The sequence below is a fragment of the Rhizobium laguerreae genome (assembly GCF_019778565.1).
GTDB classification, from domain to species: domain Bacteria; phylum Pseudomonadota; class Alphaproteobacteria; order Rhizobiales; family Rhizobiaceae; genus Rhizobium; species Rhizobium laguerreae.
The window spans coordinates 266,447-279,842 of record NZ_JAAXQT010000009.1; the positions used below are offsets into that span (position 1 = coordinate 266,447).

At 62.0% G+C, this 13,396-nt stretch carries 16 protein-coding genes; 10 read left to right on the forward strand and 6 right to left on the reverse strand.

The window, feature by feature from the left end; genetic code table 11:
• Positions 1-13: 13 nt before the first annotated feature.
• The 3 genes from HFO71_RS26130 to HFO71_RS26140 all read right to left on the reverse strand — a co-directional run bounded on the left by HFO71_RS26130 (position 14) and on the right by HFO71_RS26140 (position 1,628).
• Positions 14-274, reverse strand: a complete 261-nt coding sequence (locus tag HFO71_RS26130) for an antitoxin (RefSeq protein ID WP_221988590.1) — start codon at positions 272-274, stop codon at positions 14-16.
• An 81-nt stretch (positions 275-355) separates the two neighbouring features.
• Positions 356-913 (reverse strand): DUF3299 domain-containing protein, encoded by a 558-nt coding sequence (locus HFO71_RS26135; protein WP_221988591.1) that lies wholly within the window; start codon positions 911-913, stop codon positions 356-358.
• A 256-nt stretch (positions 914-1,169) separates the two neighbouring features.
• A complete protein-coding gene (locus tag HFO71_RS26140; RefSeq protein WP_027664488.1) occupies positions 1,170-1,628 on the reverse strand; it encodes an SgcJ/EcaC family oxidoreductase in 459 nt (152 codons plus the stop codon).
• A 186-nt stretch (positions 1,629-1,814) separates the two neighbouring features.
• Here HFO71_RS26140 and HFO71_RS26145 point away from each other — a divergent pair, with 186 nt between their 5' ends.
• The 4 genes from HFO71_RS26145 to HFO71_RS26160 all read left to right on the forward strand — a co-directional run bounded on the left by HFO71_RS26145 (position 1,815) and on the right by HFO71_RS26160 (position 6,060).
• The gene (locus HFO71_RS26145) at positions 1,815-2,945 is read left to right on the forward strand and encodes a sensor histidine kinase (protein WP_221988592.1); all 1,131 of its coding nucleotides are present in this window, start codon (positions 1,815-1,817) and stop codon (positions 2,943-2,945) included.
• Entirely contained in the window at positions 2,942-3,604 is a 663-nt protein-coding gene (locus HFO71_RS26150) for a response regulator (protein WP_221977167.1), read from the forward strand. The genes HFO71_RS26145 and HFO71_RS26150 overlap by 4 nt, the downstream gene beginning before the upstream one ends.
• The gene (locus HFO71_RS26155) at positions 3,601-5,523 is read left to right on the forward strand and encodes an ATP-binding protein (RefSeq protein ID WP_221988593.1); all 1,923 of its coding nucleotides are present in this window, start codon (positions 3,601-3,603) and stop codon (positions 5,521-5,523) included. The genes HFO71_RS26150 and HFO71_RS26155 overlap by 4 nt, the downstream gene beginning before the upstream one ends.
• A gap of 69 nt (positions 5,524-5,592) precedes the next feature.
• Complete coding sequence (locus tag HFO71_RS26160; protein ID WP_029874570.1) at positions 5,593-6,060, forward strand: response regulator; 468 nt, start codon at positions 5,593-5,595, stop codon at positions 6,058-6,060.
• A gap of 51 nt (positions 6,061-6,111) precedes the next feature.
• Here the strand turns inward: HFO71_RS26160 and HFO71_RS26165 are convergent, their stop codons facing one another.
• On the reverse strand, positions 6,112-6,579 hold the full coding sequence (locus tag HFO71_RS26165; RefSeq protein ID WP_221988594.1) for a nuclear transport factor 2 family protein: 468 nt from the start codon (positions 6,577-6,579) through the stop codon (positions 6,112-6,114).
• A gap of 137 nt (positions 6,580-6,716) precedes the next feature.
• On the opposite strand from HFO71_RS26165, the gene HFO71_RS26170 reads away from it, so the two are divergent.
• Positions 6,717-7,088: a winged helix-turn-helix transcriptional regulator gene (locus HFO71_RS26170; protein ID WP_168259600.1), complete on the forward strand. Its 372-nt coding sequence runs from the start codon at positions 6,717-6,719 to the stop codon at positions 7,086-7,088.
• A gap of 12 nt (positions 7,089-7,100) precedes the next feature.
• Here the strand turns inward: HFO71_RS26170 and HFO71_RS26175 are convergent, their stop codons facing one another.
• Complete coding sequence (locus HFO71_RS26175; RefSeq protein ID WP_168259601.1) at positions 7,101-8,075, reverse strand: zinc-dependent alcohol dehydrogenase family protein; 975 nt, start codon at positions 8,073-8,075, stop codon at positions 7,101-7,103.
• A 50-nt stretch (positions 8,076-8,125) separates the two neighbouring features.
• Here HFO71_RS26175 and HFO71_RS26180 point away from each other — a divergent pair, with 50 nt between their 5' ends.
• The 3 genes from HFO71_RS26180 to HFO71_RS26190 are packed head-to-tail and all read left to right on the forward strand — an operon-like array spanning position 8,126 to position 11,281.
• Positions 8,126-8,542 carry an acyl-CoA thioesterase gene (locus HFO71_RS26180; RefSeq protein WP_132611679.1) on the forward strand — a complete coding sequence of 139 codons (417 nt, stop codon included), beginning with the start codon at positions 8,126-8,128 and terminating at the stop codon, positions 8,540-8,542.
• 29 nt (positions 8,543-8,571) lie between these two features.
• Positions 8,572-10,101, forward strand: coding sequence for a class I adenylate-forming enzyme family protein (locus HFO71_RS26185; protein WP_221985440.1), 1,530 nt, complete (start codon positions 8,572-8,574; stop codon positions 10,099-10,101).
• A complete protein-coding gene (locus tag HFO71_RS26190) occupies positions 10,079-11,281 on the forward strand; it encodes a thiolase family protein (protein ID WP_168259603.1) in 1,203 nt (400 codons plus the stop codon). The genes HFO71_RS26185 and HFO71_RS26190 overlap by 23 nt, the downstream gene beginning before the upstream one ends.
• Positions 11,282-11,301: 20 nt before the next feature.
• Here the strand turns inward: HFO71_RS26190 and HFO71_RS26195 are convergent, their stop codons facing one another.
• Positions 11,302-11,760 (reverse strand): carboxymuconolactone decarboxylase family protein, encoded by a 459-nt coding sequence (locus tag HFO71_RS26195; protein ID WP_077980570.1) that lies wholly within the window; start codon positions 11,758-11,760, stop codon positions 11,302-11,304.
• A gap of 397 nt (positions 11,761-12,157) precedes the next feature.
• Between HFO71_RS26195 and HFO71_RS26200 the strand changes: the two genes are divergently transcribed.
• Both HFO71_RS26200 and HFO71_RS26205 read left to right on the forward strand, forming a co-directional pair.
• On the forward strand, positions 12,158-12,922 hold the full coding sequence (locus tag HFO71_RS26200) for an SDR family oxidoreductase (protein WP_168255482.1): 765 nt from the start codon (positions 12,158-12,160) through the stop codon (positions 12,920-12,922).
• 49 nt (positions 12,923-12,971) lie between these two features.
• A complete protein-coding gene (locus tag HFO71_RS26205) occupies positions 12,972-13,385 on the forward strand; it encodes a cupin domain-containing protein (RefSeq protein WP_025396952.1) in 414 nt (137 codons plus the stop codon).
• Positions 13,386-13,396: the final 11 nt, after the last annotated feature.

A 13,396-nucleotide genomic window follows, 5' to 3' on the forward strand; every position in this document is an offset into this window, starting at 1 on the left:
GATGAGATGGGTATCACTTGAACAGATCCTGAAGACCAGGCCTCTCTTGCCCCTTCGGCTGCTCTCGCCCTTCCGCCATGAAATCGTCGCTGAGGCCGCGCTCCAAGGCGCTATGCAACAATGCCCACCGCACGCCGCGATCTGCCCGTGGCCGAAGGATCACAGCATCCCCTTCCCGCGTCACCTCCACCTGGTCCACGTCGAAGCGGAACTCCTTCGGCAGCCGGACGGCCTGCGAATTGCCGGATTGGAATACACGCGCATATAGCGGCATGAGAACCTCCGCAGTTTATATATGCCGTAGTATATACGCATTTGGCGGCATCCATGCCAGAAACCGTCTCTGAGACTTCCACTAGCGAGGCAGAATGCCGAAAGGCGAAAGTGACAGCAGATCGGGATCGGTCGCCGCCGTTACTGTCGCTACCTGGGCATGATTTATGCTGTAGCCGTAGGTGAGGACGCGGTCACCGTCGACCATGAAGAATTGCGCCTGATCCAGGCCGGGCCGCAGAGTTCCCGTCACGGTGACGGTCTCGTACATTCTTGCCAGGTGCAGAGGCTCTTCCGGAACGACACGAACCAGTTGGTTGGGCGGAGGGGAAGGCATGTGGCTGCAGGCTCCGGCCCAAGGTACCAGCATGAATTCGTAGACAAGATCGCCGTCCTGGTCGATCGGCAGAACGAAGCCCGTCAATTCGATCGGATGCTCCTCGCCATGCCAGGCGAGTGTTTCTCCCTCTGGGCCGTTCGCCGCCTTGCCCGACAGCGGCACCGTCGCCTTGGCCTGATCGGCCGGCCGTAAAGCGCTCCAGAAGATAGGCTGCGCCGCAGCGAAAACGTTAGAAATTGGCCATGCGGAACAAAATGCCAGCGCCGCGAACGTCAGGAGGAAAGGTTTGTGCTTCATCATTGGATCTCCACCGGGCCGGCCGCTTTGACCACCTTGCCGCTGCCGCATGGATGCTACTCCCGATCCCGCTTCGCCGTCAAAGCTTCGAACCGTCCTGCTGCTGTTCGGCAAGAAAGCGACCGCAGCGCCAAGGGATCGCTGCCATCGACCGGAGGCAATAGCGCGAGAGAGCGACGACCGAGTGGCTGGAAGTCAGGAGATCCCGCGTGAGGTGAATACGGGGATCTCCCTGCCGGACCGGCAGGCTGGTGAAGCCTTACTTCTCCGGCATCATCGAAGAGTGGTGCGAGGTGATCAGCCAGTTCCCGTCCTTGAACTCATAGGTATAGGTGTAGCGGGCGGGAACCTTCGAACCGTTTTTCATGGTGAAGGTGTAGGTGCCAAGGTCGACGGCCCAGTTGCAGCCGATCTTGATGTCGCGGCTGTCGACATGGCCCTTGGGCTCATTTGCCAGGAAGTGCTCGAAATAATCGATCCGTTCGGCCTGGGTGAGGCGGGGCTTGTTCGACAGCGTCGCGAGCAGCACGGAGTCCTCACTGTAGTTCTTGGCGACCTCCTGGGGGCTCAGCGTCGCGAGTGAGGTATTCCAGCGGTCGAAGAGCTTGGCGATTTCCGCCTCGCTTGTCGGCGCACAGGTTGCGGTTTCGGCAGCCGCTGCGGCCGACTGGACCTGAACGAAACCGAGAACGAGGGCGGCAGCAATGATGGTACGCATTTTGACTTCCTATGTGGCGGTTCCGGCGGACATCGCATCGGTCGACCGCATGATCGACATCTAAGGCGCCCAGTGCCGCCGCCCCATCTGCCGGGTGGCTCCGATCGGGTCTGCCGAACGGCATAGATGACATTCCCGCCGGAATGACTATCGTGCCGGCGTCATTCATCTTCGGAGCAATCCTGTTTGGAGCACGATACAAGTACGACGCATTCGCCTGGTGTCGCGGAACTGAGGGCGCTTTATCGGGCGGCGGAAGCGCGGGCGGCTCGTCTGCGTTTCATCATCGAAGTGCAGAACCTTCTCGACGCCGCGGCATTCGAAACGGCTGCCCAGGAAGTTCTGTCCCGGCTTGCCGACTTCGCGGGAGCATCGTACGCCAGGCTCGGTTTTCCGCCACTGCAGGGAACCGCGCCGCCCATGCAGCTGACGGTGGGCAAGTCGACGAACCCGGGGCACGACGGCATCCTGTTCGCTTCGCAAGCCGGTTCCAATCTTCGTTTGATGCTTATCGGGTCGCCGGGAGGGCGCGCCATGGATCCCGACGACCGGCAGACATTGGAGGTGGTGGCGGGGCAACTCGATGACGCCTACAATCTCAATCGGCAGGCAGCGGAAAACCAAGCGCTTCTCGGCGATCTCCAGCGGCAGCGAAGTGAACTCGCGGCCCTTGTCGCGCAATTGATCCAGGCGCAGGAACAAGAGCGGCAGCGGGTGGCGCTCGATCTTCACGACGGCTCGGCACAGCTGGCCGCAGGCCTCAGCTATCGCCTGCAGGACCTCGCGGCGCGCATCGGCGAGGCGCATGTCCTGAAGCCCGAGATCGACCAACTCGCTGCACTGGCGCGCCATTCCGTTGCCGATCTCAGGGCGGCCATTGCCGATCTTCGCCCGCCCGAACTCGATGATCTCGGTGTCGCTGCTGCGCTGCGCACGCGTCTCGATGCGCTCGACGGTCTCGAAGTGATCGCCGACCTCGATGCCGCCTCCGACCGCTGGCCGACATCGACCGGGATCATCTTCTATCGCGTCGCGCAGGAAGCGATCACCAATGTAATCAAGCACGCCGAGGCGAGCCGATTGGTAGTGCGCCTCTTCGAGGACGGCAAGGGCGAAGCGCATCTCGAAGTGATCGATGATGGCAAAGGCATCGGCGAGTTGCGCCATCCCCAGATGCGGGGCGGGCAACTCGGCATCGTCGGCATGCGGGAACGGCTGGCGCTGCTCGGCGGCCGGATCGAGATCGACGCCGGGTCTTCGGGCGGCACGCATGTCCGCGCCGCCGCCCCCCTTGCGCAGGACACGACATCAGAATGACGGCATCGATCCTTGTCGCCGACGATCACGACATCGCCCGCGCAGGTCTTATCGCCATGATCGGCGGTCAGGACGATTTCCATGTCGCCTTAGATGTGCGCGACGGCGTCGAAGCGGTGGAAGCCGCAGCTCACCACAAGCCGGATCTGGCACTGCTCGACATCCGCATGCCGCGCATGGACGGCCTCGCCGCGACGAGGGAGATCCGGCGCGTATCGCCGGCAACACGTGTCATGATCATCACGATGCATGACAGTCTCGATTACCTGGAAGCGGCGATCGAAGCAGGCGCCACGGGCTATCTGCTCAAAGATGCCAGCCGGGAAGGCATTCTCCGCACGATCCGCCGCGTGCTTCAGGGCGACGCCTTCTTCGACGGTCCTCTCGTTGCCAAGCTGCTGCGCCGCGCCGCCACCAAGCCGCAGACCAACAGCAGCGCCCTGGAGACGCTGACGATCCGGGAGCGCGAAGTCTTGTCGAAGGTGGCCGAGGGCCTGACCAACAAGGAGATTGGCAGAGCCTTGAAGATCTCGCCCGGCACCGTGAAGATTCACGTCGAGCGCATCATCGGCAAGCTGGGTGCCGGCGACCGGACGCAGGCCGCGGTCATGGCCGTCCGCGGCGGGCTCGTCGCGACATCCCGGGAGGAAGAGCCATGACCCTGCGTTTCGCCGATCTGCCGCTGAGGGCGAAGGGCATAGTCATCATCACGGTGCCGCTGGCGCTGCTGCTTGCGGCTCTCGCCTCCGTCTTCGTGGCCGACCGGCAAAGCCGGATTGCCGAGGATCAGGTGCGGGTCACGCTCGAAATCCAGTCGGGCATCCAGGAGATCCACGCCTCGATCGCCGAAGCGGCCACCGCGATGCGCGGTTATCTGCTGACCGGCAGAACCGATTTTCTCGATCCCTTCAACCGGGCCGAAGACAGGCTGCCCGTCGTGCTCGACGAGGTCGGTCGGCGGTTGCGGGATGAAGAGCAAAAGAGCCGTCTCGAACGCATCCGCACCCTCGTCGTCGCGAAAGTCGATCGTCTTCAACTCCTGAAACAGGCCGACATCCTGCGCGCCGATGGACGCGAGGACCTTGCGGCCAAGCTCATCGAGGGCAAGCAGGTCCTCGATGAGCTGAGACAGGAAATCGACGCGATGAGCCGGCGGGAGGCGGATCTGCTTCACGCGAGGACCGAGGCCGCGGAGCGGGTTCGCACTCTGTCGCGAAGCCTGATGATCGCAGCCGGCTTTCTTGGTTTTGCCGGCGCGCTCGTCGCCGTCTTCCTGTTTTCGGCAAGCATCGTGCGCCGTGTGCATGCGCTGAAAGCTGAGGCGCATCGGCTGTCGCAAGGCAAGGTCGTGACGGTGGCGGACCCCTTCCGCGATGAACTCGGAAGCCTCGGACAGGCGCTCGAGGATGCAAGCGTCCTTCTGAAAAAACGCGAGGCGGACCTGACCGAGAGCGAGGAGCGTTTTCGGCAACTGGTCGAAGGCGTCAGCGACTACGGCATCTTCGGGCTCGATACTTCAGGACGGGTGATAAGCTGGAATGCGGGTGCCGAGCGGATCACCGGTTATGGCGCCGAGGAGATCGTCGGGCAGCATTTTTCCCGCTTCTATCCCAAGGAAACCAGGGACACATTTCCGGCAGAAGAGCTTGCGGAAGCAGCTCTTCACGGACGCACCGAAACGGAAGGCCGGCGCGTTCGCAAGGACGGATCGCAATTCTGGTCGCACGTCGTCGTGACCGCACTCCATGACGAGACGGGGCGGTTGCGCGGCTTTTCCAAGATCACGCGCGATATAACCGAGCGCAAGCAAATCGAAGAAGCCCTGCTTGGTGTCCGTGAGGACGCGATCCGCGCGAGTAACGCCAAGAGCGAATTTCTGTCGCGCATGAGCCACGAACTGCGCACGCCGCTCAATTCCGTGCTCGGTTTCGCGCAGCTTCTGGAAATGGACGTCACCGATACCGAGACCAGGGAGAGCGTCGCGCAGATCTTGAGGGCCGGACGGCATTTGCTCAGCCTCATCGACGAGGTTCTCGACATGGCGAGGATCGAGGCCGGGCACATGGATCTCGCTGTCGAAGCACAGCCCGTCGCCGAGGTGATCGATGAAGCCGTGTCGCTTGCAAGACCGCTCTGCGGCAAGCAGCAGATCACGATCGAGGTCGTCGAGCCGGCCGAGCCGGATCTTTCGGTGCTCGCCGACCGACGGCGTCTGCTGCAGGTGTTCCTCAACCTCCTCTCCAATGGAGTGAAATACAATCGCCCCCGGGGAAGCGTAACCGTCAGCCACCGCGCGATGGATGGCGGCCGTATCCGCATCGAGGTCAGCGATACCGGTCCCGGCATTCCGGCCGGACGCGTCTCCCGGCTTTTCACCCCCTTCGATCGGCTGGGAGCAGAACGGATCAGCCAGGATGGAACGGGTCTCGGGCTCGCGCTGTCGAAACATCTAACAGACGCCATGGGCGGAACGCTCGGTTTCAGCAACCGCGAAGGCGGCGCCACTTTCCACGTCGATCTGCCGCGCGCGCCTGCAGCGGTAGAGGCAATACCGGTTTCGATGGGAAGCCCGCCGTAAAGGCATCGCCCTTGATTTGGCCGCGCCGCTTGATATCAGTCGGCATCGCTTCAACGAAATATTGGGTCCATGACAGATTCCACCGATATCGTGCGCCGATCGACAATCCTCATCGTCGACGACGAGCCCGCCAATGTCTCGCTGCTGGAGCGTATCCTCAAGCGCGAAGGCTTTACGGCGCTGATCAGCACCACCGAACCACGCGAGGCCTTGCGGCTCTTTCGCGAACATCCTGTCGATCTTGTTCTTCTCGATCTGATGATGCCCGATCTGGACGGTTTCGCCCTGCTCGAGACCTTTGCGAGGCTCATCCCGGAAAACAGCTATCTGCCGATCCTGGTGCTTACTGCCGATGCGACCTTGCCGACGCGCCGGCGGGCGCTTTCTCTCGGCGCGAAGGACTTTCTGACGAAGCCCTTCGATGCGATCGAGGCCATTCTGCGCATCTTCAACCTTCTCGAAACCCGCATCCTGACCCTGGAGCTTGCCAAACACGGACTGACAACGCCGAAATCGGAGCGTCCCCGGATTGATTGATGCGGATCGCGCCGACAATGGGGGCCAGTCAGGACGCCGGCCCCGCACAACTCAGAACATGGTGTTCTTGTTTGCCGCCTCTTTCGGAACGGCCTGGATCACGTCCCAGTGCTCGACGATCTTGCCGTCCTTGACGCGGAAAATATCGACGATCGCCTGGCCGCGGTCGTCGGCGCCGTTCGTCGCGTGCACATGCAGCCAGACGAGATCGCCATCGGCGGCGCTGCGGACGATCTCGGCCTTCGATTGGGCATTCTCCTTGAAGAAGCCGGTGAAGAAGGAAATCAAAGGCTTCTTCCCGTCGGGAACTTGGCGATTGTGCTGCCGGTAGTCGTCAGCGACGACCGAGGCGGCCTCGATATCGTGCTTGTTGAAGAACCTGTCGTAGAATTCCACCACTAGCTTCCGGTTGGCTTCCTCGATCTTCAAATCCCGCGAGGCCGATTCAGCAAAAGCGCCGGCCGGCGCGGCGACACCTGCCAAAATGACGAGTGCAAAAAGCGATTTCCCGAATGTCATGCATCAAGCTCCTTGGTGTGGATTCGCGATCTAGTCTAGAAGGAAGACTATGAGAGCTGGTCTATGAAACCGCGGCATGCCGAGCAAGAAGGCAGGTTTTAGTGGCAAGGTCAGCCGACGATGACCGAGGACGGAGCATGCCCAAGGAAACGGACGAGCCGAAACAACAGCCCGGGGCGGGATGCCCGATCAGAGGCGTGCTCGATCGTATCGGCGACCAATGGAGCCTGCTCACCCTCGAGGCACTGGAAGGCGAAAAGAAACGCTTCAACGAGCTGATGCGCGAGATCGGGGACATCTCGAAACAGATGCTCTCCAAGACGTTGAAGCATCTGGAGCAGGACGGCTTCGTGCGGCGCACCGTCTATCCGGAGGTTCCGCCTCGCGTCGAATACGAACTGACGGAGCTGGGGCGATCCTTCCTCATCCCCATGAAAACCCTGATCGGATGGGCCGAGCAGAACCATGCGGCAATTACCATCGCGCGGCAACGGCACGAAGACGCCTAGGGCGAAGCCCTATCAGGCCAGGAGCACCTTGCCGCCCGTTCGCAAGGGAAGCGCGGACTGCAGGGCTTGCCGGACCTTTTCCAAGGGGAATACCTCCCGCACCTCGGTCGCGATGACCTTCGAAACGATCTGCGCCGCGACCTTGGAATAGGCGTGCTGCACGTCGTCCATGGCTTCGGAATGAACCCATTCCCTGAGGTGAAAATAGGAAAAGGAAATATCGGGATGGGACGCCCAGAATGAAGCCGGGATGCTTTGGCCCGAAAGCAGGCCGTAATGCACGAAGCGTCCGCCCGGCCGCAGCGCATCGGCGAGGACTGCGGCGCGCGCGCCTCCGACGCAATCGAGCACCGCGTCGAGCCCATGCCGACCGGCGAGCTCGGCAACCAGATCACTTTCGCTTTCTTCCCTATCGATGATGACAGCCTCGACCCGGCCGAGCAGGCGCTCAAGTGATCCTTCGCTGCGGACGATGGCGACCGGCTCCACGCCTGCGGCGTTGGCGAGACCGATCAATATCGCTCCGATCGAAGAGGCGGCGGCATTGATGGCGATGCGCATGCCCGGCCTCAGTCCGATCTTGGCATGCAGCATAAGCCAGGCCGTCATCGGATTGACGTAGCTCGTAGCAGCTTCGAGGTCGGTGAGATCGTCTGGAACACGAAGGCACCAATCGGGATCGGTATCCTTGAATTCCTGCCAGCCACCGGCACTGCGCACCGGTAGCACGCGTGTTCCCGGGGAAAGCCCATGAACCTCCTCGCCGCACTGTTCGACCACGCCGAACGCTTCGAAGCCGGGAATGAAGGGCAATGTCGTGCGTCCGCTATAGGCTCCTGATATGGTGATGATATCGGACGGATTGATCGCCCGCGCCAGCAGGCGCACCCTCACCTGGTCACGCCGCAGCAGCGGCAGCGCAGCCCGCTCGAGCTCGACGACATCCTGAGCCGAGCCGAATTTTCGCACGACCGCCTGATATTGCATTGCATCCCCCACACACTGCGGTTAGATCACCCCGTCGAATTGGTGATCGAATGAACTTTGACGACAGGCCTTTAGCATCGTTCCGGGTCTCGATGCGAGACATCGACATCTATGGTCATGTCCACAACTCCCGTTATCTCGACTATTGCGAAGATGCGGTCGTCGAGTTCCTGCGGCAACGGCAAATTCTCAGCCATTTTCGTCACACTTCCTCCGGCGTTGCCTATCACGTGAAGAAGGCGGAGATCACCTTTCACAGCCCGATCGACCTCGATGATGTTGTCGAGGCAAAGGTGGAAGTGGAGAAAATCGGGCGCACGAGCCTGTCCTTTGCCATAGAACTCTTTCGCCAGCGCGATGGCGCCCATTGCGCATCGGCCCATTTCGTTTGGGTCTGCGTCGGCCTCTCCGACAGCCGCCCGACGCCGATCCCGGAAGCGACCAGAGCCGCTCTGTCTCCCGGCTGATTGCCGATCATTCAAACCAGCGGGTGTCCATGCCGATCCATGCGCAGCTCCTTCGACATGCAACGGTGACACCGGACAAGCCGGCGCTGGTGATCGACGGGCACTCGCTCAGCTATGGCGAGCTCTATTCGCGCGCCAAGGCAATCTATCGGTTTCTCCAAGATCTGCCCCGCTCCAACCGCCGCATGCTCGATCTGCCCGGCGTTGAGACGCTTGCCGCTCTCAGCCTTGGCAACCATATCGGCTTTGCCGAGTATTTTGCGGCGGCGACGGCTTTCCCGAACGCCTGCGCGGTCATCGACCCGATGATGCCGTCGGAAACGGTCGAACGCATCATCGAGCGCCTGGCGCCGGAGGTTTTGATCGTCGACGACGATGCGGGGCCGAGCGCTGAAATTGCCCGAAGACTCGGCATCCCCCTCGTCGTCGCCGGAGCGGAGGCTTTCGACCTCGCCGCGGCGGGAGGTGAAGCCGAGCTGCCGCTCGATGCCGACAAGATCTTTCTGATCGGCTTCACCTCAGGGACTACCGCCGAGCCGAAGGCCTATTATCGCTCGCGCGAACAGTGGCGCCGGAGCCTCGATCGCGGACGCGTCGTTTTCGAACTCGAAGACGCGCCGTCGACAATGTGCCCCGGAGCCCTCGCGCATGGCCTGGCGCTTTATGCATTGGTCGAAGCTTTGGATGCCGGGGGGACCTTTCATTCGGTCCGGAAATGGGATCCGGGCGTGGTCGCACGCACGCTCTCCTCCTGGCAAGTCGAACGGCTGGTTGCTGTGCCCACCCATATAGCCGGAATTGCAACGGCCTGGGCGGGTGAACCCGCTCTGACCTCTCTGCGCGATGTCCTCACCGCCGGCGCAAAGCTTGACAGGAACGAGGTCGACTCCATGCGCCGACTGTTTCCCAATGCCCGTATCCGGGAATATTACGGCGCCTCCGAGCTCGGTTTCATGACGGTCTCGACCCTTGTCGGCGGCGAGATCGATTTTCCGATCGAGCGGGTCGGACAGGCCTATCCCGGCGTAGAAATTTCCATTCGCGACCCCGATGAAAACGACGTCGGGACCGATGTGCCGGGAACCATATTCGTCAGGAGCGACCTGATCGCTGATGGATATCTCTGGGGCGACGATGGTCAGGCCTTCCGGGTCACAGAAGCGGGAGCGACGGTCGGAGACCTCGGCGAACTCGATGCCGATGGCATGCTGCGGGTGATCGGCAGGGCCGGCGGCATGATGATATCAGGCGGCAACAACATCTATCCCGCCGAAGTCGAGAGCGCGCTGAAAGCCTGTCCCGGGGTAGAGGATGCCGTTGTCTTCGGACTGCCGGACGCCTATTTCGGCCAGCGGATCGTCGCTGTCGTCTCGGGGGAGACGGTGGACCCGAAAATCCTGGCTGATCATTGCGCGCAGATGCTCGGGAAGTACAAGATCCCCAAGCAATTCTACCATATAAGGTCCTGGCCGATGACGAGCAGCGGCAAGATCTCGAGGGGGCAAGTGGAGCAGGCCGTGATTTCTGGAGATGATCTTGTCCTACGCCTTTCAGCCTGACGAGGATTGGCAGCCAGTCGTGGTTGCCGCCTACCGGTCGCCGATCGGCCGGGCGTTCGGATCGCTGTCGACCGTCGCGGCGGAAGACCTGCTTGCGCCGATCATCCATCGGATCCTGTCCGAGACGGGAATTGCGCCCGAAAGGATCGACGATGTGCTGGTGGGCAATGCCGCCGGCGGCGGTGGAAATATCGCGCGGCTGGCAGCGCTGACCGCAGGCCTGCCGATGACGGTTCCAGGTGTTGCGATCGATCGGCAATGCGGCTCGGGCCTGGAAGCGATCATCATGGCAGCCCGCCTGATCCAGGCGAAAGCAGGCGCGTGTTTTCTCGCCGGCGGCGTGGAGAGTGTCAGCACCGCGCCATGGCGCGTCGAAAGACCAAAGGCGAATGGGGCGCTGCCGCGTTTTTACGGGCGCGCCCGGTTTTCGCCTGACACGATCGGCGACCCGGAAATGGGTGTTGCTGCCGAAAACGTCGCCCGTCAGTTCGGCATATCGCGGCAGAGACAGGATGAATTCGCCCTGCGCAGCCATAGGCTCGCCGTAGCGGCGGCCGAGGCAGGCATCTTTCGCCCCGAGATCGTTGACATTTCCACCGGCCACGGTCTGATCGAACGGGACGAATGCCCACGTGCGGCTACATCCTTCCAGGCGCTCGCAAACCTCCGGCCGGTCTTCCTGGCCGATGGTTCGGTGACAGCCGGCAATGCCTGCCCGCTGAACGACGGCGCCTGCCTGGTGCTCGTCATGAGCCGTGGCATGGCGAAAAGCCTCGGCTTCGAAAAGGGCCTTGCCTTCATCGACGGCGCCGCTGCCGGCGTAGACCCCAATCTGCTCGGCATCGGCCCGGTCGCCTCGACCAGGAAGTTGCTGCAGCGTCAGCCCGGGCTCTCACTTGTAGACATCGATGCCATCGAATTCAACGAGGCCTTTGCGGCCCAGGTTCTGGCATCGCTGGACCAGCTCGCTATCCCTGCCGACGCGATCAACAAGGACGGCGGAGCCATTGCGCTCGGCCATCCATTCGGAGCCTCCGGCGCAATCCTCGTTACCCGACTATACAGCCAGCTGATCCGCGACATCGGCGGATGGGCGCCGGGCGCGACCGGCCTGGCCATGATCGGTATCGGCGGCGGCATCGGGCTGACCGCCATGTTCGAGGCTGCCCAGCTTTCCTGACCCGGCGATGGCGCAGACCGTCAGGCGGCGGCGCGTTTGTGATCGGCCGGATGCTGAAGCCGAAAGCCGATCGCTAGTCTGTTCCAGGCATTGATCATCGCAATACCGATCGAAAGCGCCACGAGCTCGTCATCCGAGAAGTTGGTGTGTGCCTCTTCATAAACATCATCTGGCGCATGGCTTTTCGCGATCTGAGTAAGAGCCTCCGCCCAGGCGAGTGCCGCCCGCTCCCGTGTGCTGAAGAGCTGCGACTCCCGCCATGCATTGAGAAGCAGCAGCCGGTCATCCGTTTCGCCGAGCTTCAGTGCGTCCTGGCGGTGCATGTGCAGGCAATGCGCGCATCCGTTCATTTGGGAAACACGCACTTTGACGAGTTCGAGCAGCTTCGGATCGAAGCTCTTGGCAATCCAGGCTTCAACAGCCACGAGGCCGTCGATGCCGCTGTTCTTATGGGCCATGAAGTTCAGACGCTTGGTCATTCTTATCTCCATCGTGAGGATTGACGGCCGAAGTCACCGGCTTGCAGACCGGTGAATACGCCTTGCCTTCCGGGTCCGTCATCTGCCCCGACGGTAGGTTCGGCCCATGCCTGTCGACGTGATGGTCCTCTATTTCAGCCAACCGGCTCGTCGCAGAGCCAGTTGGCCTACTGCGTTCGCATAGGGTGACAGCGACCGAGGGAGAATAGTTTGGGACCGCGATCGGGCGCATTCTCTGCCCATCGGTTACACCGGCCGTACCGGCGACGGTCCCGATGAAGCCGCTTCACTCATAGAGGACGCGGTTTCGCCACGCCGAGCAGTCGCCTGCTCGCTTTCAAGTCAACAAAGGCAAGTCAACAGAGGAAACTCCTCGTAAAGGACAAGGAGACTACCCATGAAAATCGTCGTTATCGGCGGCACCGGCCTCATCGGCTCGAAGACCGTGGAAAGATTGCGCAAAAAGGGGCACGAGGTGTTGGCGGCTTCGCCGAATTCGGGCGTCGACACGATCACCGGCAAGGGCGTGGCCGAAGCGCTCTCTGGCGCGCAGGTGGTGCTCGATCTCGCAAATTCGCCCTCGTTCGAGGACAAGGCCGTCCTGGAATTCTTCCAGACCTCGGGCCGCAATCTGCTCAAGGCAGGGGCTGCCGCCGGCGTCAAGCATCATATCGCGCTGTCGATCGTCGGCATGGAGCGGCTGCAGGGCAGCGGCTACATGCGCGCCAAGATGGCCCAGGAAGAGCTGATCAAGACGTCCGGCATACCCTACACCATCGTGCACTCGACACAGTTCCATGAATTCATGGCTGGCATCGCCCAGTCAGGCACCGTCGGTCAGACCGTGCATCTATCGCCGGCCTACGTGCAGCCGATCGCCTCGGACGACGTCGCCGACGTCATGGCCGAGGTGGCGCTCGGTACGCCTGTGAACGGCACGATCGAGATCGGCGGGCCGGAGAAAGTCCGCCTCACCGAAATCGTGACGCGTCTCTTCAAGGCGACGAACGATCCGCGCCAGGTGGTCGCCGATCCGCACGCCCGCTATTTCGGCGTCGAGCTCGAGGACAATTCGCTCGTGACCGGAGCCAAGGCGCGGCTTGGCCAGATCCGCTTCGACGATTGGCTCAGCCGGCAGCCGCCGCAGAAAAAGAGCGCCTGACGGACTTGGTGCGCCGGTGCGTTCGTTTATCAACGAAAGGAGACCAGACATGCTCAGGAAAATGATCTCGGCAGCGGCCTTCGCCCTTGTCCTTGCCGCCGGCACTCAGGCTCACGCCGGAGGTGGGAAAGCGAAGATAAGCGTCGTTTTCGACCAGAAGCTTCCCAATGTTCCCGGCAAGAGCATGAGGGCTGTGATGGTGGAATATGCGCCCGGCGGCATGTCGCCCGGCCATACCCATCCGAATTCCGCTTTCATCTACGCCACGGTTCTCGAAGGGGCGATCCGCAGCGCGGTGAACGACGGACCGGTGAAAACATATAAGGCCGGAGAAAGCTTCGCCGAATTTCCCGGCGATCATCACAGCGTCAGCGCAAACGCCAGCGACACCAAGCCGGCGCGCCTGCTTGCGGTCTTCGTGCTGGACACGGACGAGACAGAACTGACGATCGACGACAAATAATGTGGTACGCG

Coding starts and splice junctions, on each gene's coding strand:
- HFO71_RS26130 (WP_221988590.1), bottom strand. CDS start 274: ATGCCGCTATATGCGCGTGTATTCCAATCCGGCAATTCGCAGGCCGTC.
- HFO71_RS26135 (WP_221988591.1), bottom strand. CDS start 913: ATGATGAAGCACAAACCTTTCCTCCTGACGTTCGCGGCGCTGGCATTT.
- HFO71_RS26140 (WP_027664488.1), bottom strand. CDS start 1,628: ATGCGTACCATCATTGCTGCCGCCCTCGTTCTCGGTTTCGTTCAGGTC.
- HFO71_RS26150 (WP_221977167.1), top strand. CDS start 2,942: ATGACGGCATCGATCCTTGTCGCCGACGATCACGACATCGCCCGCGCA.
- HFO71_RS26155 (WP_221988593.1), top strand. CDS start 3,601: ATGACCCTGCGTTTCGCCGATCTGCCGCTGAGGGCGAAGGGCATAGTC.
- HFO71_RS26160 (WP_029874570.1), top strand. CDS start 5,593: ATGACAGATTCCACCGATATCGTGCGCCGATCGACAATCCTCATCGTC.
- HFO71_RS26165 (WP_221988594.1), bottom strand. CDS start 6,579: ATGACATTCGGGAAATCGCTTTTTGCACTCGTCATTTTGGCAGGTGTC.
- HFO71_RS26170 (WP_168259600.1), top strand. CDS start 6,717: ATGCCCAAGGAAACGGACGAGCCGAAACAACAGCCCGGGGCGGGATGC.
- HFO71_RS26175 (WP_168259601.1), bottom strand. CDS start 8,075: ATGCAATATCAGGCGGTCGTGCGAAAATTCGGCTCGGCTCAGGATGTC.
- HFO71_RS26180 (WP_132611679.1), top strand. CDS start 8,126: ATGAACTTTGACGACAGGCCTTTAGCATCGTTCCGGGTCTCGATGCGA.
- HFO71_RS26185 (WP_221985440.1), top strand. CDS start 8,572: ATGCCGATCCATGCGCAGCTCCTTCGACATGCAACGGTGACACCGGAC.
- HFO71_RS26195 (WP_077980570.1), bottom strand. CDS start 11,760: ATGACCAAGCGTCTGAACTTCATGGCCCATAAGAACAGCGGCATCGAC.
- HFO71_RS26200 (WP_168255482.1), top strand. CDS start 12,158: ATGAAAATCGTCGTTATCGGCGGCACCGGCCTCATCGGCTCGAAGACC.
- HFO71_RS26205 (WP_025396952.1), top strand. CDS start 12,972: ATGCTCAGGAAAATGATCTCGGCAGCGGCCTTCGCCCTTGTCCTTGCC.